This window comes from Halobacillus litoralis (assembly GCF_009856355.1).
Classification (GTDB): domain Bacteria; phylum Bacillota; class Bacilli; order Bacillales; family Halobacillaceae; genus Halobacillus; species Halobacillus litoralis_B.
Genome location: NZ_WMEW01000001.1, coordinates 713,682 through 733,305, shown reverse-complemented (window position 1 = coordinate 733,305; position 19,624 = coordinate 713,682). Strand labels below are relative to the sequence as shown.

General features: G+C 48.6%; 20 protein-coding genes and 1 riboswitch. Of the genes, 10 read left to right on the top strand and 10 right to left on the bottom strand.

Going from position 1 to position 19,624, the window contains the following annotated elements; genetic code table 11:
* The first annotated feature begins 189 nt into the window (after positions 1-189).
* The gene (locus GLV97_RS03360; RefSeq protein ID WP_160888992.1) at positions 190-1,251 is read left to right on the top strand and encodes a branched-chain amino acid aminotransferase; all 1,062 of its coding nucleotides are present in this window, start codon (positions 190-192) and stop codon (positions 1,249-1,251) included.
* A gap of 51 nt (positions 1,252-1,302) precedes the next feature.
* On the opposite strand, the gene dapA is transcribed toward GLV97_RS03360, so the two are convergent.
* Positions 1,303-2,208, bottom strand: coding sequence for a 4-hydroxy-tetrahydrodipicolinate synthase (gene dapA, locus GLV97_RS03355; protein ID WP_160837316.1), 906 nt, complete (start codon positions 2,206-2,208; stop codon positions 1,303-1,305).
* Positions 2,209-2,328: 120 nt separating this feature from the next.
* Positions 2,329-2,506, bottom strand: a riboswitch (Lysine riboswitch).
* Positions 2,507-2,752: 246 nt separating this feature from the next.
* On the opposite strand from dapA, the gene GLV97_RS03350 reads away from it, so the two are divergent.
* Positions 2,753-4,009 carry an MFS transporter gene (locus tag GLV97_RS03350; protein WP_160888991.1) on the top strand — a complete coding sequence of 419 codons (1,257 nt, stop codon included), beginning with the start codon at positions 2,753-2,755 and terminating at the stop codon, positions 4,007-4,009.
* Between the two features lie 61 nt (positions 4,010-4,070).
* On the opposite strand, the gene GLV97_RS03345 is transcribed toward GLV97_RS03350, so the two are convergent.
* The 4 genes from GLV97_RS03345 to GLV97_RS03330 all read right to left on the bottom strand — a co-directional run bounded on the left by GLV97_RS03345 (position 4,071) and on the right by GLV97_RS03330 (position 7,786).
* Positions 4,071-4,679, bottom strand: a complete 609-nt coding sequence (locus GLV97_RS03345) for a response regulator transcription factor (RefSeq protein ID WP_160837312.1) — start codon at positions 4,677-4,679, stop codon at positions 4,071-4,073.
* Entirely contained in the window at positions 4,676-5,812 is a 1,137-nt protein-coding gene (locus tag GLV97_RS03340) for a histidine kinase (RefSeq protein ID WP_160841012.1), read from the bottom strand. The genes GLV97_RS03345 and GLV97_RS03340 overlap by 4 nt, the downstream gene beginning before the upstream one ends.
* An 87-nt stretch (positions 5,813-5,899) precedes the next feature.
* Positions 5,900-6,943 (bottom strand): fatty acid desaturase, encoded by a 1,044-nt coding sequence (locus GLV97_RS03335; protein ID WP_160888990.1) that lies wholly within the window; start codon positions 6,941-6,943, stop codon positions 5,900-5,902.
* 144 nt (positions 6,944-7,087) lie between these two features.
* Complete coding sequence (locus GLV97_RS03330) at positions 7,088-7,786, bottom strand: bacteriorhodopsin (protein WP_160841010.1); 699 nt, start codon at positions 7,784-7,786, stop codon at positions 7,088-7,090.
* 136 nt (positions 7,787-7,922) lie between these two features.
* On the opposite strand from GLV97_RS03330, the gene GLV97_RS03325 reads away from it, so the two are divergent.
* Positions 7,923-8,360 (top strand): universal stress protein, encoded by a 438-nt coding sequence (locus tag GLV97_RS03325; protein WP_160837304.1) that lies wholly within the window; start codon positions 7,923-7,925, stop codon positions 8,358-8,360.
* A gap of 81 nt (positions 8,361-8,441) precedes the next feature.
* On the opposite strand, the gene GLV97_RS03320 is transcribed toward GLV97_RS03325, so the two are convergent.
* Positions 8,442-9,209 (bottom strand): SDR family NAD(P)-dependent oxidoreductase, encoded by a 768-nt coding sequence (locus tag GLV97_RS03320; protein ID WP_160888989.1) that lies wholly within the window; start codon positions 9,207-9,209, stop codon positions 8,442-8,444.
* Between the two features lie 236 nt (positions 9,210-9,445).
* On the opposite strand from GLV97_RS03320, the gene GLV97_RS03315 reads away from it, so the two are divergent.
* From GLV97_RS03315 to GLV97_RS19750, 6 genes are all read left to right on the top strand, one after another.
* Positions 9,446-9,631, top strand: coding sequence for a YjzC family protein (locus GLV97_RS03315; RefSeq protein ID WP_027956040.1), 186 nt, complete (start codon positions 9,446-9,448; stop codon positions 9,629-9,631).
* 252 nt (positions 9,632-9,883) lie between these two features.
* Complete coding sequence (locus GLV97_RS03310; protein ID WP_160837794.1) at positions 9,884-10,801, top strand: proline dehydrogenase family protein; 918 nt, start codon at positions 9,884-9,886, stop codon at positions 10,799-10,801.
* Between the two features lie 30 nt (positions 10,802-10,831).
* On the top strand, positions 10,832-12,379 hold the full coding sequence (gene pruA / locus GLV97_RS03305) for an L-glutamate gamma-semialdehyde dehydrogenase (RefSeq protein ID WP_160841008.1): 1,548 nt from the start codon (positions 10,832-10,834) through the stop codon (positions 12,377-12,379).
* A 127-nt stretch (positions 12,380-12,506) separates the two neighbouring features.
* Entirely contained in the window at positions 12,507-13,814 is a 1,308-nt protein-coding gene (locus GLV97_RS03300; RefSeq protein ID WP_237417274.1) for a PucR family transcriptional regulator, read from the top strand.
* Positions 13,815-14,184: 370 nt separating this feature from the next.
* Positions 14,185-15,600 carry an NAD(P)H-binding protein gene (locus GLV97_RS03295; RefSeq protein WP_160888988.1) on the top strand — a complete coding sequence of 472 codons (1,416 nt, stop codon included), beginning with the start codon at positions 14,185-14,187 and terminating at the stop codon, positions 15,598-15,600.
* Between the two features lie 60 nt (positions 15,601-15,660).
* The gene (locus tag GLV97_RS19750; RefSeq protein WP_202410551.1) at positions 15,661-15,828 is read left to right on the top strand and encodes a hypothetical protein; all 168 of its coding nucleotides are present in this window, start codon (positions 15,661-15,663) and stop codon (positions 15,826-15,828) included.
* 109 nt (positions 15,829-15,937) lie between these two features.
* Here the strand turns inward: GLV97_RS19750 and GLV97_RS03290 are convergent, their stop codons facing one another.
* Positions 15,938-17,089: an MFS transporter gene (locus tag GLV97_RS03290; protein WP_160888987.1), complete on the bottom strand. Its 1,152-nt coding sequence runs from the start codon at positions 17,087-17,089 to the stop codon at positions 15,938-15,940.
* 121 nt (positions 17,090-17,210) lie between these two features.
* Between GLV97_RS03290 and GLV97_RS03285 the strand changes: the two genes are divergently transcribed.
* The gene (locus GLV97_RS03285) at positions 17,211-17,639 is read left to right on the top strand and encodes a MarR family winged helix-turn-helix transcriptional regulator (RefSeq protein ID WP_160837294.1); all 429 of its coding nucleotides are present in this window, start codon (positions 17,211-17,213) and stop codon (positions 17,637-17,639) included.
* 110 nt (positions 17,640-17,749) lie between these two features.
* Here the strand turns inward: GLV97_RS03285 and GLV97_RS03280 are convergent, their stop codons facing one another.
* The 3 genes from GLV97_RS03280 to GLV97_RS03270 all read right to left on the bottom strand — a co-directional run bounded on the left by GLV97_RS03280 (position 17,750) and on the right by GLV97_RS03270 (position 19,358).
* On the bottom strand, positions 17,750-18,262 hold the full coding sequence (locus GLV97_RS03280) for a hypothetical protein (protein WP_160837292.1): 513 nt from the start codon (positions 18,260-18,262) through the stop codon (positions 17,750-17,752).
* 219 nt (positions 18,263-18,481) lie between these two features.
* Positions 18,482-18,934, bottom strand: a complete 453-nt coding sequence (locus tag GLV97_RS03275) for a DUF948 domain-containing protein (RefSeq protein ID WP_160837288.1) — start codon at positions 18,932-18,934, stop codon at positions 18,482-18,484.
* Positions 18,935-18,941: 7 nt separating this feature from the next.
* The gene (locus GLV97_RS03270) at positions 18,942-19,358 is read right to left on the bottom strand and encodes a DUF948 domain-containing protein (protein ID WP_160888986.1); all 417 of its coding nucleotides are present in this window, start codon (positions 19,356-19,358) and stop codon (positions 18,942-18,944) included.
* Positions 19,359-19,624 lie beyond the last annotated feature (266 nt).

The following is a 19,624-nucleotide window of genomic DNA, read 5'->3' as shown; positions in this document are numbered from 1 at the left end:
ATTTACCTTTTGTTATTATAGCAGACAGACGAGGATTTCCACATGGTCCCTTTGTAACGCGTGAACGCGGTGAATTTTTTGAACATTTCAGCATCTCCCTCTTTCATTTGCTTGAAGGAGAGCGTACAATGAGTACTAATATTTCTGCCTGCGATGTCAGGTGAAACCAATCGAAAAGGAGTCTTACCTATGTCCCTACCCATCGTTGAAGCCGCCTATAAAAAGGAAAAACCCATAACGGAGCAGATTCCTTTTGGAAGAACGTTCACAGATCATATGTTTGTGATGGACTATGAAGAAGCGAAGGGCTGGCATGAGCCGCGCATCGTTCCCTACGAGCCGCTGACGCTTGATCCGGCCGCTATGATCTTCCATTACGGACAGACCGTATTTGAAGGATTGAAAGCCTATCGTACAGATGACGGACGTGTGCTGTTGTTCCGTCCGGAAAAAAACTTTGAGCGCCTCAACCTTTCCGGTGACCGCCTCAGCATCCCGCCTGTGGATGAAGACGAGGTGCTTGGCTATTTGAAGGAGCTTGTCGCTCTTGAAAAGGACTGGGTGCCGGAATTTGAGGGGACTTCGCTGTACATCCGCCCGTTTATCATCGCTACGGAACCGAGCCTCGCTGTCGCTCCGTCTAAATCGTATAAGCTGATGATCATCATGTCCCCGGTCGGTCCATATTTCTCCGGCGGCATCAAGCCGGTCACAATCAATGTGGAAGATCAGTTCACAAGAGCCGTTAAAGGCGGAACCGGAATGGCCAAAACGGCCGGTAACTATTCTTCAGGCTATCAGGCACAGGCGAAAGCGGCTGAGGAAGGCAGTGCCGATGTCCTTTGGCTTGATGGTGTGGAGAAGCGCTACATTGAAGAAGTCGGCAGCATGAACATCTTCTTCAAAATTGACGGGGAAATCGTGACGCCGGCCTTGAGCGGAAGTATTCTTGAGGGGATTACGCGTACATCGATCATTGAAGTACTGAAAAAGTGGGACATTCCTGTAACGGAACGCCGCATTTCCATTGATGAGCTGTATGAGGCCTATGAGCAGGGGAAACTGGAAGAAGCGTTCGGTACAGGAACAGCGGCCGTCATCTCTCCCGTTGGTGAGCTGAACTGGCTCGGGAAGAAAATGGTTATCAACGACCACGAAATCGGCGCCCTCTCCCAGGACCTGTATGATACGATTACAGGCATTCAGCGTGGAAGAAAAGAAGACAGCTTCGGCTGGACCATAGAAGTATAAGAAACCTCAAAAAAAGGCTGCCGGGAACTTTTCCCGGCAGCCTTTTTTTAATTAACCGACCATATGGGCTTTCTGCTTTTCATTGGGTTGAAGATGGTTGTAGATCTCCATGACACGGGCGGTTTCTTCTTCCGTTAATGGAAGGAGAGGGAGGCGTACGCCTCCGGTGTGAACACCCATTTCATTCAACATCGCTTTAACCGGGGAAGGACTCGGGGCTGAGAAGACCGCGTCCATGACAGGGAGCAGTTTCTGATGAAGACGCGCGGCAAACGGGGCGTCTCCTTCGCGGAAACTCTGAATCATCTGCTGCATCTCATTCCCAATCACGTGGGAGGATACGGACACGATCCCGCTGCCTCCGATTGAGACAAACGGCAGCGTATTGGAGTCTTCACCACTGTATACGGAAAAGTCCCGGTCTGTTTCACGAATGATGGCTGCCGCAGCTTCCAGGTCGCCGCTGGCTTCTTTTACCGAAACAATGTTTTCTATTTCGGATAGACGGACAATCGTTTCCGGTTCCATGTTGACGACACTGCGACCTGGAATGTTGTACAGCATGACCGGAAGGGAAGTGGCTGCTGCAATAGCTGAAAAGTGCTGGTACAGACCTTCCTGTGTAGGCTTATTGTAATAGGGAGTCACAAGCATAACGGCATCCACGCCTGTCTGTTCCGCTTTCTTTGTCAGCTCTATGGACGCACGGGTGTTGTTGGATCCTGTACCGGCAATGACCGGTACGCGGCCGTCCACCACTGCTGCCACATGCTCAAACAGCTGCAGCTTTTCGTCCGTAGTCAGTGTCGGGGATTCGCCGGTCGTCCCGCCGACAACCAGCCCGTCACTGCCGTTCTCGATCAAGTGGTTGACTAAAGCTCCCGTTGCTTCCAGGTCCATATTCTCATCGTTGTCAAAAGGGGTCACCATCGCTGTCAGTACTTGCCCGAAATTCATTAACCTCACACCTTTTCTTGTATTTTGTACGTTCGAGGTGGTGAGGGCCATACGGCAGTAAAATCAAAAACGGCAGCACCGAGGGCTTCGATGCTGCCGTAGAAACTTTATACCGTTCCTGCGTAAGATAGCCCTCCATATAGTTTCCTATATGACAGTTCTGTGCCTGTTCAGCATCAGACCCAGCTTCAGGACCATGAGAGTCCGTACACTTCGGCAATTTCCCCTTTCCGCATGCCTCGATGGATCTCATTCTCCTCCACATGCGTACTCTTGTCATTGCACCTCTATCCTTACTCCAAATAAAATTTGAAATAAGAAACTATTTAGTTAGTAAAAATAGTACCAAAATTCACGACCACTTACAACAGGGAAGCGTTAAAATCATCCCATTCGACAAAAATACTCTCCGATCCCCAATGGCTGCCCGTCCTTTTTGTGAAAAATCCGTCCGGAGGCGGAGGTCAAATCCATCCCGGGCACATCGGCACAGCCCTCACGATTCTCTACACTGGAAGTAACTTATCCAAAGGTGGGGATCGTCATGTTGAAAGCGTCTGCTGCAGTATCTGAAACCTCGGCTGCCGAAGCCGGGCCCTCGATTTTCCGTAACAGAAATTTTCTGCTGCTCTGGGGAGCGGCTCTTTTATCAAGTTTCGGTATTTCGTTCTTTTTATTTACGCAAAGCTGGTATGTCGTTCATGTCCTTGGGCTGGAAGCCTCTCTGGGCGTGCTGTACACAGCTGCAAGCATCCCGCGTCTCGTTTTTATGATCGTCAGCGGCACGGTGGCTGACCGGTTCAGCCGGACGAAGCTGATGTTTCTCTCTGATTTCACGCGGGGGGTTCTGTTAACGGGACTGGTCTTCTGGTTTTTATTCGGTGACATCAGTCTTTGGACGTTCGTGGGCTTTGCGTTTGCCTTTGGTATTTTAGATGCGTTTTTCTGGGCGGCAGAGGGGGCGGTTCTGCCATCGATCATCTCAAGAGATCATTTAACCCGTGGGAATTCAATCATTCAAATGACCAATCAGACGTCGTTCATTCTAGCCCCGATGGCGGCAGGAGTGATCATTTCCCTTGGCAGCTATGCCCTCGTATTCACGGTGACAGCCGTGATGCTGTTTACCGGAAGTCTGTTTATTTATCTTATGAAGGTGGAGGAAGAGAAGGAAACGGAAGGAGAGGAGGAAGCATTCTGGGATGCTTTCAAGGAAGGTGTTCGTTACGTCAGAAACTCCCGGGTGCTTACCCTGATTATCGGAATGAGCATTTTATTGAATCTGTTTATGGTAGGGCCGATGACGATGGGGCTGCCGCTCTTTGTGAAGCAGCGTCTGAACGGCACGGCTCTCGACTTCAGTTTTCTCGAGGCTGGTCTGGCGGGCGGTATGCTGCTTGGAGCAGTTCTGCTCGGCATCCTGAATGTGAAGAAAAGACGGGGAAGAACGAGTCTTCTTGCTCTAGTCTTTGCCGGTGGTGCTTTTTTCGCCCTGAGCTTTACAGAAGAGTTGTGGCTGAGCCTTGGCTGTCTGGTGGTATTCGGATTTTTTCTGTCCGTCTGCAACATCCCGGTCCTGTCCGTCCTGCAAAGTTTCATTGAAGATAAAATGATGGGAAGGGTGATGGGGCTTGTTTCCCTGGCTTCAATGGGCCTCGTTCCGGTCAGCTACGCGTTGACATCCGTCATTTTAGCGGCAGGGGTGCCGATCCATCAGATCATGGCCTGGGGATCGGTGCTCGTTACCCTGTATGTCCTTTTTGTCTACCTCCGTTTTAAGGAACTCCGGGAACTGGACTGAAGGTGTCTGTCCCATAAAAAAGGAAACACTCTCTCTGTGGTGTTTCCTAAGTATTCCAGCGTCAGCGCTGTCCTTTATACCATCCTTTTTCCTTGAATCTGGAGATGGCTTCAATTCGATTGGAGACTTCCAGCTTTTCCAGAATGACAGATACATAGTTGCGGACTGTTCCAGGTGTAATGAACAATGCTTTGGATATATCCTTCGTATTCCGTCCGTCCGCCATCAGCTGCATCACTTCCCGTTCACGCTCTGTCAGCGGATTTTGGTCCGCGAAGGCAAGGTCGACGAGCTCCGGGTCAAAGATGCGCTGGCCGGCTGTAATTTTACGAATCGCTGTAGCCAGGTCCTCGCTCGGGCTGTCTTTCAACAGGTAGCCGCTGACGCCGGCTTTCCTGGCCCTGTCAAAGTAACCCGGGCGCGCAAAGGTTGTAAGGATGATCACTTTGCAGGGTTCCTCATACAATTCTTCCGCAGCGTCCAGGCCATCCTTGACCGGCATTTCAATATCCATGATGCAGATATCCGGCTTCAGACGGCGGACAAGACCGCAGGCTTCTTCGCCATTGGAGGCGTGGCCGACGACTTCCATATCCTCTTCTAAATCAAGCAGTGCACCGAGTGCACCGAGCAGCATACGCTGATCTTCGGCAATGACAATTTGAATCATAAGAGTTCCTCCTTTTTCCCTTGCTGAATGACTGTGGGAATATGCAGGGTCAGTTTCGTTCCCTGTTCACTTTCCAAATCAAGCCGTCCATTGACAAACTCCAGTCGTTCCCTCATCCCCTGCAGACCGTGACCCTGGAACGGGTCCATCGTTTCTGGAAGGCCGATGCCGTCATCCTCAATCGTGACCGTCAATTCCATGGAAGAGGCTTCAATCTGGACGTGACAACGAGTGGCACGGCTGTGTTTGACGATATTGGTGGCGGCTTCCTTCAGACACATGCTGAGGACGTTTTCAGTTAAAACCGGAATAGCGGTCTTCCCAAGGTTCCCTTCATAGGTGAATTCCATTTCCGCAGCTTCAATGATCTGCTGCACACGGATCAATTCATCCTTCAGCTTCATTCCTCTCATGTTGGAAACCATCTCCCGGACCTCTTTAAGAGCGTTGCGGGCCGTGTGCTGGATATCCTCGACTTCTTTTTTTGCCTTTTCAGGCTTAGCGGTCATCAGCTTGGCGGCAAGGTCACTTTTCAACCCGATCATGGACAGCTTCTGACCAAGTGTGTCATGCAGGTCACGGGCAATCCGCTCCCTCTCTTCAATCACCATGAGCTGGGAAATCCGCTGGTTGGCGTCTTCCAGCTTATTCTCAAGGTCCTGCTGCTGATTGCGGTAACGGACGGTGAACGGCAGCAGAATGACCCCGATGACAGTAATAATGATAAACGGAAGGTTCGGGAAAATGGAATCCAGCTGCTGCACAAAGGTGTAGGCAATCGTAGCAAGCGTCAGAGTCAGGTGAACAATGTATAAGGCAAGGAATCCTCCGAATTGACGGATGTTTCCAATGAAGAAAGCAAGAAATAATGAAAAATAAATATAGCCGAACAGCACAGTCATTCCGAGGCTGATAGCCATCTCAACGCTCACCCAGAGATAGACGAGACGACTGTCTGATATGAATGAAAAACGATAGGCCAGAAAGAAAATGAAGACAAGGATAAGCCCGGTCAAGATCTCATAAATGGAAGAAGCCCGGAAGATGAAGAAAAACGGCAGGATACAAAAGATAATCCAGACGTAAATGCTTAGTCCTGTGTTTTTTGGAATGATATGATACCACTTCTGCATGATCGCTACCTCCTGTGTCTAGCATATTGGAAAATCGGTCGGCTGTCATGAAGGAAAAAGCCCATTCTCAACGAATGGGCTTTAAAGTCAACTTTCATTCTGCATGCGGCGGGAGACCGGTGCGCTCTCTTTTGTCTTCAGGAGCGGCTGGACTTCCCTGAACGTCCGGAACGTTTTGTTCTCGGTGTCATAAAGGCGGAATTTGATGGACTCCAGACTCGTTTTCAGAGTAATCGTTGTCGCGTACTGGAGCGGTGGTGTCGCATCATGAGCTTTTTCCAGTGCATAGTTGGGAACCCTCGGGCTCAAGTGATGCACATGGTGGAAGCCGATGTTCCCGGAAATCCACTGCAGAACTTTCGGCAGCTTATAATAAGAGCTTCCATCGACAGCAGCTTTTACAAAGTTCCACTCAGATTCCTCTTCAAAATAGGAATCTTCAAACTGGTGCTGGACGTAAAACAGCCAGATACCGAGGGCACCGGATATATAGAGAATCGGGAGCTGGACAATGAGAAATGCTTCCCATCCGGCCATCCAGATGATCATTCCGTAAATCAATGCGGCAGCAGCTGTTGTCACATGGGTGTTCACACGCTCTTTCCGCTTCGCTCCCTTACGGTTGAATCGGTTGGAAACGAGGAACAAATAAATCGGACCCAGACCAAACATGATGACAGGGTTGCGGTACAGACGGTAGATGAGACGTTCTTTAAATGAAGCCTGTACATATTCATCCACGGTCATTACCCAGATATCACCTGTCCCGCGCTTGTCGAGGTTGCCGCTTGTCGCATGGTGGATGGAGTGGCTCCGCTTCCACTTATCAAACGGGAACAACGTCAGGATACCTGTAATCGTACCAATGATGCGGTTGGCTTTTTTATTTTTGAAAAAGGACTGGTGGGTACAGTCGTGAAAAATGATAAACAGGCGGACGACGAAACCTCCCGCCACAACTCCCAGTCCGGCAGCGAGCCACGGGGAGACAGCCATGCTTAGATAGGCTGCAATCCATAAGATTAGAAATGGAACGAGTGTATTAATCAACTGGCGTATGCCGGCGTTTCGATCTGGTACAGCAAAGCGGGCGACGCTTTTCTTCAGCTCTTTTTCTTTCTCCTTATCCATCGTAACGACTCCTTCGTAGTAATTCGTAATTCTAACAATAGAGTAAAAGGAGACGTATCTGAAGACATAAACGTCAGCACTTTCACATGACACTTGTCATGGGTGTTTTCCGGTTTTTGGATGTGTTTCACGTGAAACACATCCTCAGGCATCCACACCGGGGGTCCTCAATTTACGGAGCCCTTTCAAATCAAGCAGTGTAAATCCAAGCTTGGAGAGAATGGGGAGCACGATAAAGGCTGTGATTTCCATCACTTCTTGAAAAGCTCCTACACCCGAGGGCCCGAGGACCCAGGCGGTCGGGTAAAGCACCCAGAAGGAGGTCAGGTAGGCAGCCATCTGCTTATAATGACGACTCAGCCCGTCCCCGCTCCTTGCAGCCAGCTTCCGCAGGGGATACCAGATGATATACAAAACAATGACGAGAGCGGCCAGGCCGAGCGCATACCAGACGTATTTAAGCGTATCATTGGAAAAATCAGCAATCAGTCCGGTTAAGATCATAAACACATCCGCTGTAATCAATCCGCCGATCAAGGCTTTATCCTTCTTCGATTCATAAAACATGGCCGTCAACGAAAGCGCCAGCAGCAGAAGAGGAGTCGTGACCACCCAGTCCAGGTAGCGGGCAAAATAAATGGTTTGATCCGGCTCCAGCAGAACGCCCTGGCCAAGAGCGATGGAGAGGTAGGCAGCTCCGGACCAAAGGGGGATAATCATTGCGATGATATATTCCCCTTTGGAAACGCCACGCGGCTTCCGGCTCCATATGAAAAAGGTGAGAGCACCGATCAGCATGATGGCTGAATAGGAATAATGCATAAAAATATCAAAACGGCTCATAATCGTCAGCTCCTTATTACGTTTCTTCCATTATTTTGGTCATAACCGATAGAAAATAGACCCACACACTTAAGTGAACGCTTACAACGTGGTATGATGGAAGTGTGAATACCATCTTGATCGGGAGGGTTTTTCTATGACTACGAAACGCATTCTTGTTGCTTATGATGGCAGTGAAATGAGTAAAAGAGCTGTAGCCGAAGCGAATCTGCAGGCAGTAGAAGCTCCGCAGCGTGAGATTCATCTGATGGCTGTTGTAACACCTACCGGCCCTGCTACAAATGCCGCCGTGTCCAAGAGCCTCGGAAGGGAAATGGCCGATCGGTTTCAATCAGAAATGGAAGAACTCAAACAGGAATTCAAGGCCCATAACATCGATGTTATGACAGAAGTTGTAGTCAGCCCTGTGAAACAAAATGCCGCCGTCCAGATTGTTGCTTATGCCAATAAGCACGACATGGACCTCATTATTATCGGAAGCCGTGGTCTCGGAAACATGAAAAAGATGCTGCTCGGAAGTGTCAGCAGCAAAGTCGTCCAGCAGGCCTCCTGTCCGGTCCTTGTCATGAAATAACAAATGGACGAAAAAAGACTCTCCTTTGCATACACAGAGGAGAGTCTTTTTGTTTCTACGAGTTTTATTTTCCGCTTCTTTTTACAAGCCGTAGGACGTCATCCCGCCGTCGATGAATATATTCTGGCCGGATACGTAGCTGGAACCTGAAGAAGCGAGGTACAGAATGGAGGACTGAAGCTCTTCCAGCTGTCCGAGACGCTTCATTGGAGAACGATCTTCAATGGCAGAACGGAAGCTGTCATCGGCAAGTGCCTCTTCGTTCAAATCGGTTTTGAAGAACCATGGGCTGATGGCGTTCACCGTAATGTTGTATGGCGCAAGCTCAAGGGCGAGCTGCTTCGTCTGGTGGATGGCTGCTGCCTTACTTGTGCCGTACACAGAGCTGAAGGACAGGCTCACTTCACCGGCGACAGACGCTGTGTTGATAATGCGTCCGTACGATTGTTCTTTCATATATGGGGCAACGGCCTGAGTCATGAAGAAGATGGATTTGGCATTCGTATTCATGACCGTATCCCAATCATCCTCGGTCAGGCTGTTGATATCTTTAAAGGCGGCAGTTCCCGCATTGTTGACAAGGATATCGATTTGTCCGAAATCATTGTTGATGGTCTTGACCACACGCTCGATGTCGGAGGTGTTTGTGACATCGCCGGAATAACCTTTAACCTCAGAACCGGTCGCCTCGCTGATTTCAGCCGCAGCCTTTTCTACTTTCTCTGCTGTGCGTCCGATCAGGGCGACAGAAGCTCCGCTTTCGGCAAGAGTGTGGGCGGCTGTTTTTCCGATTCCGCTGCCTCCACCGGTCACAATGGCTGTCTTCCCTTTATTGTTAAACAATTCCATGATGTTCACATCCTTTTTTTCTAAGTTCCTCCCATAGGAAGAGGGTACGAGAATGGTATTACCCGGCCTGTATCCATGTAAACCAATCCGTCTTCAGTATTCCTAAGAGAGGAGATTCATAATTGTAAGACTTTTACACATTTTTATATGAGAAAAATGTTTATCATGGGAATTTCTGTGATATATAAAGGATGTGTACACAACAACAACCAACTTTTTGAAAGGAGTTTTTTAAGATGGCAGATCGTTTTAAGACTGGCGAAAAAGCACCTGAAAAGGGAACATATCAATTCGATGGGTTAGTTGATGGGGGCAGTGAGAACGACGTTACCGAAGACGAAAAACATATCGAACTGGAAAACGGGGATCAGTTCCCGCCGATCCGCTCCAATAAGGAAGCGGCTTACTGGAAAAAAGCGTAATGTAAAAATGAATAAGACCCCCGGAATGATTCATCCGGCGGGTCTTATTTATTTTATTAATATAATAAATGAGATCTGAAAACCATTCTATTGTGTTTAAACACTAAATTGCTGTACTTATCTTTGTGGTTGGCGCACGTTGTTTTATGTAAGCGTTATTCGTTACAATTTTCTTAACAATTAAAATACGACATTCCACCTAAACGGCCCGCATGGCAATCGATAGGAGAATGATGAAAGGGTGTGGTGTTCTTGGAAGCCATCAGCAAGAATTTTTTCTTATACCTCTCCAACAACAAGCTGTTAGACCGCTTTGCAAAGCGTTTTGGCGCTAAGTTCGGGGCTGACAAGATCGTGGGAGGAGAGACGTTCTCCCACGCAATTCCAATTATACAGCAGTTAAACCATGACGGGCTCGAGGTCACTGTCGACCATTTAGGGGAATTTGTGGATTGTGAGGAAGAATCGAGAGACCGCGCCGGGGAGTGTATCCGGACCATCCAGCAGATTGCTTCCGGAGGCCTCCGTTCGGAAGTGTCCCTTAAGCTTACTTCGCTCGGGCTTGATATCAGCCGGGACCTCGTCATCGAAAATTTGTCCCTGATATTAAAAGAAGCGGCTAAGCACGACATTACAGTCACCATCGATATGGAGGACTCCTCCAGATGTGGAGAAACGCTTGATATTTACAGAGAGTTGAAGCAGAAGTATCCGAATCTCGGTACGGTCGTTCAATCTTACTTATACCGTTCTGATGAAGATCTGGATGCCTTGAATGACTGTGACCCTTATCTTCGTCTTGTAAAAGGTGCCTACAAGGAATCACCGAAAGTGGCTTTTTCAGAGAAGAAGCTGGTGGATGACAACTTGAAGCACCTGATCAGGAAAAATCTTCTGAACGGTCATTACACAGCTGTTGCCAGTCATGATGACCGGATCGTCGAGTATACAAAAGCTCTCGCAGAAGAACACAATATTCCACGTGAACAGTTTGAGTTCCAAATGCTGTACGGCATGCGGAACCAAATGCAGAAGGATCTGGTGGAAGAAGGATATAAAGTACGCGTGTATCTTCCCTACGGTGAGGACTGGTATGGATATTTCATGCGGCGTCTAGCCGAGCGTCCGGCCAACATTGCCTTTGCCGTCAAAGGGATTTTCTCTAAATAAAACCACACAATCAGAAAGGGGAATTATCATATGGTACAGCCTTACAAACACGAACCATTCACGGATTTTGAACAACAGGAGCATAAGAAAGCCTTTGAAGATGCATTGAAGCAGGTCAAGGAGCAGCTGGGGCAGCACCATGACCTTCTGATTAACGGAGAGCGTGTCCGGACAGACGACACGATTACATCCACCAACCCCGCGAATACAAAGCAGGTTGTAGGTACAATCTCGAAAGCGAATCAAGATCTTGCTGAAAAAGCCGTTCAGTCTGCGTCCGACGCTTTTGAAGACTGGAGAAAATGGGACCCAAGAGCACGTGCTGAAATTCTTTTTCGGGCTGCTTCCAAGATCCGCCGCCGTAAGCACGAGTTCTCTTCCTACCTCGTTTATGAAGTCGGTAAGCCTTGGAAGGAAGCTGATGCAGATACAGCCGAAGCGATCGATTTTCTTGAGTATTACGGCCGCCAGATGATTGAACTCAAAGAAGGAAAAGCAGTGGAAAGCCGCCCAGGTGAAGAAAACCGCTATGTTTACCAGCCGATCGGCGTGACGGTCGTCATCCCGCCTTGGAACCTGGCTCTTGCTATTATGGCAGGTACAACCGTTGCTCCGCTTGTAGCTGGTAACACAGTCGTTATGAAGCCGGCCAGTAACAGTGCCGTCATTGCTGCCAAGTTCGTAGAAGTATTGGAAGAATCCGGCCTTCCGAAAGGCGTGCTGAACTTTGTTCCAGGAAGCGGCGGTGAAGTAGGCGACTATCTCGTCGATCATCCAAAGACAGCCTTGATTTCCTTTACAGGCTCCCGTGATGTCGGCCTGCGTATCATGGAACGTGCCTCTGTCCGCCAGCCGGGACAGAATCATTTGAAGCAGGTCATTGCTGAAATGGGCGGGAAGGATACCGTCGTCGTTGACAAAGAGGCAGACATTGATACAGCTGTCGATGCGATCGTTGTTTCGGCGTTCGGCTTTTCCGGACAGAAATGCTCATCAGGCTCCCGTGCGGTCGTTCACGAAGATGTGTATGACGAAGTATTGGAAAAAGTCAAAGCAGCTACTGAAAAATTAACGGTCGGCAACGCTTCTGAAGAAAATGTCTACATGGGTCCTGTCGTCGATCAAGGCGCTTATGACAAGATCATGAGTTACATGGAAGTCGGCAGGGAAGAAGGTCGTCTTGTAACAGGCGGCAAAGGCGATGATTCCAAAGGGTACTTCATCAACCCGACCATCTTTGCCGATCTTGATCCGAATTCCCGTATGCAGCAGGAGGAAATCTTCGGACCGGTCGTCTGCTTTACAAAAGCGAAAGACTTTGATGAAGCGATTGAAATTGCCAACAATACGGAATACGGCCTGACTGGAGCCGTGATTTCCGATAACCGTGCCCACCTTGAAAAAGCGAAATACGATTTCCACGTCGGAAATCTTTATTTCAACCGCAACTGCACCGGTGCGATTGTCGGTTACCAGCCGTTCGGCGGATTCAAGATGTCCGGTACCGACTCCAAAGCCGGCGGACCGGATTACATTGCCCTTCATATGCAGGCAAAAACAATCTCCGAAAAGTATTAAACCATGTTCATAAAGGCTCTCCATTCCGGGGAGCCTTTTTTATTTGAAGGAAGTCCGGTCTTTTCCATGAACCTTTGGCGATTTTCTTTTTCTTTCCAATGACAACCGATATAATGGAGGGTAACGAATGAAACCATTCAGCCTATTGAGAAAGGTTAGGATTCCCATGGAAGTTAAAGATAGGATTCTGCAGGCGGAAGATATCCATAAAGCGACGGAGTTACTCAGCTCCAAACTGGGTAAGCCTGTAATTATTGAAAACAAAAACTTTGAGTTGATCGCCTACAGCTCGACCCATGATGATTTCGATCAAACCCAGCAGAAAACCATCCTCTCCAAGAAATGTCCGATCTTTATTATCGACCGCCTGAAGAAAGAAGGCATTGTCCAGCGTCTGGAAATGCAGCCGGATCCGATCCGTGTCCATCCTATGGAAGAGCTTGGCTTCCAGCAGCGTGTCGTCGTGGCAGCAAGACACCTGAATCATACGATGGGGTATGTCTGGGTCCAGGAAGCCGACCAGCTGCTGGATGATACGGACTTTCAGTTCCTTGAGGACATCACGAATCATATTGGAAAGCTGATTTATGATCAGTTTATGAGGGATAACGCCAAGGAAGGCCGGAAAGAGGAGCTGCTTTGGCAGCTGCTGCAGCATGAATATGGCAGCGAAAGCCAGTTCCGCCATGAAGCCGGCCTGGCCAAGCTGAATCTGGCGGAGCGTTTTTCGGTCGTCGTTTTTTCGGTGACCGCTCCGCAGTACAAAAGCATGCTCGATGACCTCTTACAAACGGTGCACCGCTTCCGGATTTCCCGGCCGATGTATGTGCTGAAAACGGAATTCCAGCTTATTCTGCTCGTGGAAGGGAGAGCGGATAACCGCTTTTCATCCAGAGCAACAGCGAGGGATTTTATTGAGGAAGTGAAAAAAGAAACAGGCGAAGAAGCGTTTTATCATTTCCTGATTGGCGTCGGCAAGGAGTATACAACGTTATCCTTAATGAGAAAAAGCTTTCTGGAAGCACTCGAAGTAATTGAAACCGCCAACTTCATTAACCCGCGCCCGGAAACGATGCCGCGGGAATTTGCGACGCTCGGTCTGTACAGGTATCTTGCTGCCCTTTATGAAAAAAACAGCTCCGAGGATTACTACAGCGAAGACCTGCTGGCCTTAATGAAAAATGATATGGATAAGCAGACGGAGCTGCTGCTCACGCTTGAAACGTATCTCGCTAACAACGGGAAAGGAAAGCAGACGGCCGGCGAGCTGTTTATCCATCCCAATACACTCAATTACCGGATCAAGCAGATTCAGGAAATGACGACGATCGATTTCCAGGATTTCAATATGAAAGCCTATCTTTATACAGAACTCCTGCTTTTGAATAACGTCGAACACTACTACAAACGTTACCAGTCAGCACTAAGGTCGTGAACGATCTGCACATAAGAGTGATGGGCACGCTCCGCTTATCGGTGGATGCCTGCCGCGGGCACGGCCTTAGCTAACTGGATCCAGTGGATCTTCGGCTCGCGCTGTTCCCGCAGGCGTCACCGCTGAACGCTCCACGTAACACGAGGGGGGGCGCGGAAGGGTGTCTCTACAATGTTGGTTTGCTTATTCATTCAGGGAAGATAAAAGTCGATTCTCTTTCCAGAGTGGGAAAATCGGATGCGAATCTGGACAGCGTGAGAAGGGGGACCGCCTGTGTGGGCGGTTCACCTTTTTTATATACGTTCTTGAAGGGTTAAGAGTGAGGACAGACCGGGTACAGGGACACTATAACCGAAAGGACGTGACGATGATGGCAGAAAAAAGACCGGTCATTGCGCTTGCCGGAGCGAGTGGATATATAGGACAGAACCTGATGGGAAAGTTGAGAAAGCATGCCGACATCATCGCTCTATCCAGGAGCGGTGATCAAAAGGAAGATGAGGAGCAGGTGACGTGGCGTTCCTGTGACCTTTACTCGATGGTGGATGCTGAAAAAGGCCTCAAAGGGGCTGACATTGCAGTTTACCTCGTTCATTCCATGCTGCCTTCTGCTAAGCTGACCCAGGGGAAATTTGAGGATATGGACGTTATTTTAGCTGATAATTTTGCCCAGGCTGCAAAGAAACAGGGGGTCCGCCAGATCATCTATTTGAGCGGCATCATTCCAGAGCAGGAAAAGAATCTGTCCAGGCACTTGAAGAGCCGTCTGGAAGTGGAGGAAATCCTCGGAGCCTACGGCGTACCGGTGACTACGATCCGTGCCGGTTTGATTGTAGGGCCGAAGGGCTCTTCTTTCCCGATCCTGAAGAAACTCGTGAAGCGCCTGCCATTTATGATTCTTCCGAAGTGGACACGGACGAAAACCCAGCCTATTGCTCTTCCGGATGTGCTTCATGCCCTCGACAGCAGCATTGATAATGAAGAGGTGAAGGGGCGGCCCGTCGATGTAGGCGGTCCGGATGTCATGACCTATGAGATGATGATGAAACGAACGGCTGCTGTCATGGGTAGAAAGCCGCTCACCGTGAACGTTCCTTTTCTGACCGTTGAACTTTCCAAACTGTGGGTGCGTCTTGTGACGGGTTCATCCAAAGAAATGGTCTATCCTCTGATAGAAAGCCTGACCCACCCTATGGTTACCCGACAAAAGAATAAAGTCGCAGGGTTAAGTGACGGACGCATCTCTTTTGAGGAGGCAGCTGGAGAGGCGCTCGAAAAGGAAGAAGAGAATAAAAAAGGTAAGAGTGCTCTTCCGATGTTTCAGCCGATGCAGCAGGATGTCCGGTCTGTGCAGCGTATTCCGATTCCAGAGGGGTATGACGCCGACTGGGTCGGACGTTACTATGTGAAATGGCTGGAAAACACACTCAACCCATGGGTGAAAACCGAAGTGGATGAAGACAACTGCTGTAAGATCGGGATCATCTTTAATCAGTCTCCGCTTTTGTCCTTCGAGTATGCGAAAGAGCGGAGTACCGAGGACCGGGCGCTGTATTACATTTCCGGAGGTATGCTTGCTGACAGCGGGAAAAATGTGCGCGGACGCCTGGAATTCAGGAAAATCCCGGGCCGGCAGGAAGCCATCGTAGCGATTCACGACTATATGCCTTCCCTGCCCTGGTTTTTCTATAAGTATACACAGGCGAAAGCCCACCTTGTAGTCATGGCGTTATTCCGAAAGCATTTGGAGAAATGGGGGAATTCCACCGTTCTTCACCATGCATAAGCTGTCCATCCTTTTCCCAAACTAAGGGCGTAACACTTAAGCCTGTATGAGGTGATTGGGATGAGCAAAAAGGACAAAAAGCACGACCGGCAGTTCAAGGAACGCAGGAGTCACGGTGAGCACCGTAACGGCCGCCTGGCTCAATTTAAGAATCACAGTACAGAATTCGGCGCTGAACCGGATGAATATATCGACCGTGCCCGCCTTGGCTATAAGGGCGACGCATAAATAAGAGGCCTGTCCATCCATGGACAGGCCTCTTAAAGTAGAAAAAGTTCCTGGGTTTTAGTACAGGTGTTACCGCCGCGCTTTCCTCAGGATTTCCATAGATCCACGATCAGTTTTCCTGCACAGCGGTGCGCACTTTTTTCAAAGTTATAAAATAAACAGCGCTGATCAACATCCCTGCTGCAGCCGTCAGAAGATAGACGATGGACAGGTCGTTGGAAATACTGTCTACAAAAGAGGATAAGAACTGGCCAAGGAAAACAGCGGAAGAAAAGTACGCGAGGTTCTGTCCGCGATTGGACACGCTGCTTTTCTCCACCGTCATATGGTTGGCGAGAGGAATCGTAAACCCAAACCCGAAACCAATCAGGATCCCCGCACCGACAGCGAGCAGGAGGGACGTCTGGTTGAGCCCCAGTATGAGATACCCACTGCCGAATAAAAAGAATCCGGCCATCAGCGTGGAATAGTCACTGATTTTATTGACCACCTTAGGCATCTGACTGGCGGAGATGACGGCGACAAGAGAGATCATCGCTAAGAAATATCCGGTTCCTGTGGAAGTCATGTTAAAGTGCTCGGCCAGGTAAAACGGTACAGAGACCATCGTGACAAAAAAGATCGTCATGGCGAGCATCGCGGATAACAGGACGGGCCAGATCTTCTCGGAAGAGGCAGCACCGTCTGTTTCTTCCTCTGGCATGGTCTCCTTTTTTGGGAAGGGGACAAAGGAAATAAGAAAAACGAGAGCGATCCAGCCGAGAAGATACAACAGGAATGGGAACTGCCAGCCGAAACTTCCGAGAATGCCTCCGATACTCAGGAAGATGATACCTCCCGCTTCAATGGACATGCCCTGAAGGGCCATCATCTTCAGGCGCTGCTCCCCCTCGAAAAATTCTGCAAGCAGTCCCGTGGCCGAAGACATCACAACAGCCGTTGCTCCCCCGAGGAGAATCCGGTCACCCAGGACCATCACGAGTCCGTCCAGCCAAATGGCTGTGATACCGAATGCTCCATATAAAATCAGTCCTGTACATAAAGCCTTGTAAGGACCGGCCCTATCGATGAATTTACCGGCAAGTGGAGCGAACAGGACAACCCCGAGCGAGGGCAGTGTCGTCAGCCAGGCAGCGGAGTTCTCCATGTTGTAATGCCGGGATATATCGAGCAGGGCAGGGGTGATGGCACTGCCGACCATAACGGTCAGGCTCGCCGCCATCATTAAAGCGAATACCCCTGTCTTGGATAATGTGTTCATTTTACATACCTCCTTGAATGATTCGGATATCATCGTAACATAATTTTAGTTAGGAAACTAATTAAATGGTCGTTCAATGAAAACATTCTATGCTAAAATGGGATCAGAAAGGGTGAACGTGATGAATGAATCTCATAATGAGGATATTGGTTATCAAATCCAGAAAATATCCCACTCCATCAAACAATTGCAGAACGAAAGACTGCAGAAGGAAGATCTGAGCGTTTCCCATGTGAATGTGATGTTCGTTCTTTATGAGAAGGACGGGGTGACGCAGTCGTATCTTCAAAAAGAGCTGGGAATCAAAGCCTCCTCGCTGTCTAAATTGATCGATATTCTAATTCAGAAAGACCTTGTCTATAAAGCTTCGATTGAAAAGGATGCCCGAACGAAATTGATCTACCTGACTTCTTATGGAAAAGAACGGAAGGAGCAGCTTCAGCATATCCGTTATGATCTGGAAAATGAGGTGACCCGTGCGCTTACACCAGAAGAGGTCATCCAGATGCAGGAGATGCTGACAAAAATGAAGAACCACCTTGAGGGGTAGACTGCCGCCTGGTGGGAGGAAATGGGGAAATGATCAGAGCAGGCCAAATAGAAGTACTCCATGCACATAGAAAAGTCCCCGGAGCTCAGCGGCCTCGGGGACTTTTTTGATTAAGAGCGTGTATTCATTTCTGTAACGTTGTCCTGAGTATTGGATGGAGTAAAGGTCTTGCCTGCCGTTTGATTGGTCTGATCTTCTTCATCGCTGGAAAGCTCATCTTTCGCTTCCTTGGCTTTGTCTCCAACTTCCTGAAGTTCTTCGCCGGCATCCTTAGCTGTGGAAACAATTTCTTCAGACTCTTCTTTAATATCCTTCACTTTATCTGTGATTTCTTTCCCCTGGTTATTAAAGACCTCCTGCACCGTGGCAGCCGCTTCAGATGCAATATTGACGATGTTACGGACGCGTGTAACAAGATCGTCTTTTTTCTCAGATGGATTTTCTTTCACTTCGGAAGCGTATTCCGCTACAGAATCCTTCTTAGAGCGGGAGCCTTCTTTCAAGCGGCGGCGTTGTTCAGGATCTTTGGCAAGTACGATTGCTCCTCCGATAAGAGCTCCGGTTACGATTGCGATGGGAAGCTTTTTGCTCCCGCTTTTTTTAGTCGTCTGTTGAGTTGTCATAATTGAATCACCTTTCTACCATTGTATTTTTTTGAGCTTCATTCCTCATCGTTTCCCTGGCGGTCTGAATGTCTTCGTACTGAATTTTTCCTGTCTGGTAAAACTCGCCCTTTTTACGCTCCATCTTCATTTTTGCAATGGAGGGATCACGCGTGAGGGAGTTGATCCAAATACCTGTCAGAGCTCCTGCCGTCAATCCTGATAGCCATTCAAGAGCCTTCATGACGTCGTACGATCCAGCTGGGCTGCTGATTTAAGCGCTTTTCTTTTCTGGGACAGGTAATAGGTCATGGCTAGCGCCCCATAGATACCCCGCCAGCCTTCTTCATTGATTTTCTGCTCTCCTTCATGGGTGGTATTCTTCAGGGAGGAGGTCATATCTACAAGAGAGGAGGTGAGTTTCCTGGAGGATTCACCAATATCTCCAACGATATAGAATAACGGGCTCAATGCTTTGATCTTTTCATTCACATCGGCCAGCGTATCATTACTGTTATGCAGAACCCCGGTGGTTTCCTTCATGACGGAGTCCAGTTGTTCCGGCAGCTGATCCACTGTTTCGCGGACACCGCTTAAAACACCGGCCAGGTTATTTAGAGCTTTAATAAGAAAAATAGAGACTACAGCAAACGCGATTCCGATGATAAGTACGCCGATTCCTAGAAAATCCATGCCAACCTCACTCCTTTACTTTCTTTCGTTTCCATTTTACATATAAATCAATGGCTGCATCGCCCCACTGCATCGCTTTTATCACATTCTCATTGCGCTCGTGGGAAGCGTGGGCCACACTTTCTGAAACCCCCTGAAGGGAGCTGTTCACATTTCCTACTGTGGAGCCGACATTATTGACGGCATCCATCAGTCCGTTGATGCTCTGGTTTTTTTCTTCAAGGTCAGCCGCCATGGCATTGGTTTTCTTCAACAGGCTTTCTGATTCCGATGTGATGCCTTGAATCTGTCCCTCTACTTTCTCCAGGGTATTGGAAACACTGGACATCGTATTGGACGCTGTCTTCAATGTTTTTACGACAAAGATACTGATGAAGGCAAATGCAACTGCAATGATGAGTAGTCCAAGTCCTGCTAATGACATCTCGTTCCACCTCTCTTAAATTCGGTTTGTAAAAGCTATACCACTATTCTTTTTTTCTGAAACGCTTCTGAAAAAGAAAATATCTGCCATTCTTTCATAGAAGAGAAAGGCGGGGGGCTATAGACTCAGAGAATCTTTGGTTTTTCTATTTACGAGGCGGGGAATACAGCAGAATATGTAAGCGTTTACTAAATGAGGATTTTTAATATTAATTTTGCAAAAGTAATGAAACTACGGCTCTTCGACAAATTCCGACAAAACTTTTC

Excerpts from the sequence above, each read along its gene's own strand:
- GLV97_RS03360 (WP_160888992.1), top strand. The coding sequence starts at position 190 with ATGTCCCTACCCATCGTTGAAGCCGCCTATAAAAAGGAAAAACCCATA.
- dapA (WP_160837316.1), bottom strand. The coding sequence starts at position 2,208 with ATGAATTTCGGGCAAGTACTGACAGCGATGGTGACCCCTTTTGACAAC.
- GLV97_RS03350 (WP_160888991.1), top strand. The coding sequence starts at position 2,753 with ATGTTGAAAGCGTCTGCTGCAGTATCTGAAACCTCGGCTGCCGAAGCC.
- GLV97_RS03345 (WP_160837312.1), bottom strand. The coding sequence starts at position 4,679 with ATGATTCAAATTGTCATTGCCGAAGATCAGCGTATGCTGCTCGGTGCA.
- GLV97_RS03340 (WP_160841012.1), bottom strand. The coding sequence starts at position 5,812 with ATGCAGAAGTGGTATCATATCATTCCAAAAAACACAGGACTAAGCATT.
- GLV97_RS03335 (WP_160888990.1), bottom strand. The coding sequence starts at position 6,943 with ATGGATAAGGAGAAAGAAAAAGAGCTGAAGAAAAGCGTCGCCCGCTTT.
- GLV97_RS03330 (WP_160841010.1), bottom strand. The coding sequence starts at position 7,786 with ATGAGCCGTTTTGATATTTTTATGCATTATTCCTATTCAGCCATCATG.
- GLV97_RS03325 (WP_160837304.1), top strand. The coding sequence starts at position 7,923 with ATGACTACGAAACGCATTCTTGTTGCTTATGATGGCAGTGAAATGAGT.
- GLV97_RS03320 (WP_160888989.1), bottom strand. The coding sequence starts at position 9,209 with ATGGAATTGTTTAACAATAAAGGGAAGACAGCCATTGTGACCGGTGGA.
- GLV97_RS03315 (WP_027956040.1), top strand. The coding sequence starts at position 9,446 with ATGGCAGATCGTTTTAAGACTGGCGAAAAAGCACCTGAAAAGGGAACA.
- pruA (WP_160841008.1), top strand. The coding sequence starts at position 10,832 with ATGGTACAGCCTTACAAACACGAACCATTCACGGATTTTGAACAACAG.
- GLV97_RS03300 (WP_237417274.1), top strand. The coding sequence starts at position 12,507 with ATGAAACCATTCAGCCTATTGAGAAAGGTTAGGATTCCCATGGAAGTT.
- GLV97_RS03295 (WP_160888988.1), top strand. The coding sequence starts at position 14,185 with ATGGCAGAAAAAAGACCGGTCATTGCGCTTGCCGGAGCGAGTGGATAT.
- GLV97_RS19750 (WP_202410551.1), top strand. The coding sequence starts at position 15,661 with ATGAGCAAAAAGGACAAAAAGCACGACCGGCAGTTCAAGGAACGCAGG.
- GLV97_RS03290 (WP_160888987.1), bottom strand. The coding sequence starts at position 17,089 with ATGAACACATTATCCAAGACAGGGGTATTCGCTTTAATGATGGCGGCG.
- GLV97_RS03285 (WP_160837294.1), top strand. The coding sequence starts at position 17,211 with ATGAATGAATCTCATAATGAGGATATTGGTTATCAAATCCAGAAAATA.
- GLV97_RS03280 (WP_160837292.1), bottom strand. The coding sequence starts at position 18,262 with ATGACAACTCAACAGACGACTAAAAAAAGCGGGAGCAAAAAGCTTCCC.
- GLV97_RS03275 (WP_160837288.1), bottom strand. The coding sequence starts at position 18,934 with ATGGATTTTCTAGGAATCGGCGTACTTATCATCGGAATCGCGTTTGCT.
- GLV97_RS03270 (WP_160888986.1), bottom strand. The coding sequence starts at position 19,358 with ATGTCATTAGCAGGACTTGGACTACTCATCATTGCAGTTGCATTTGCC.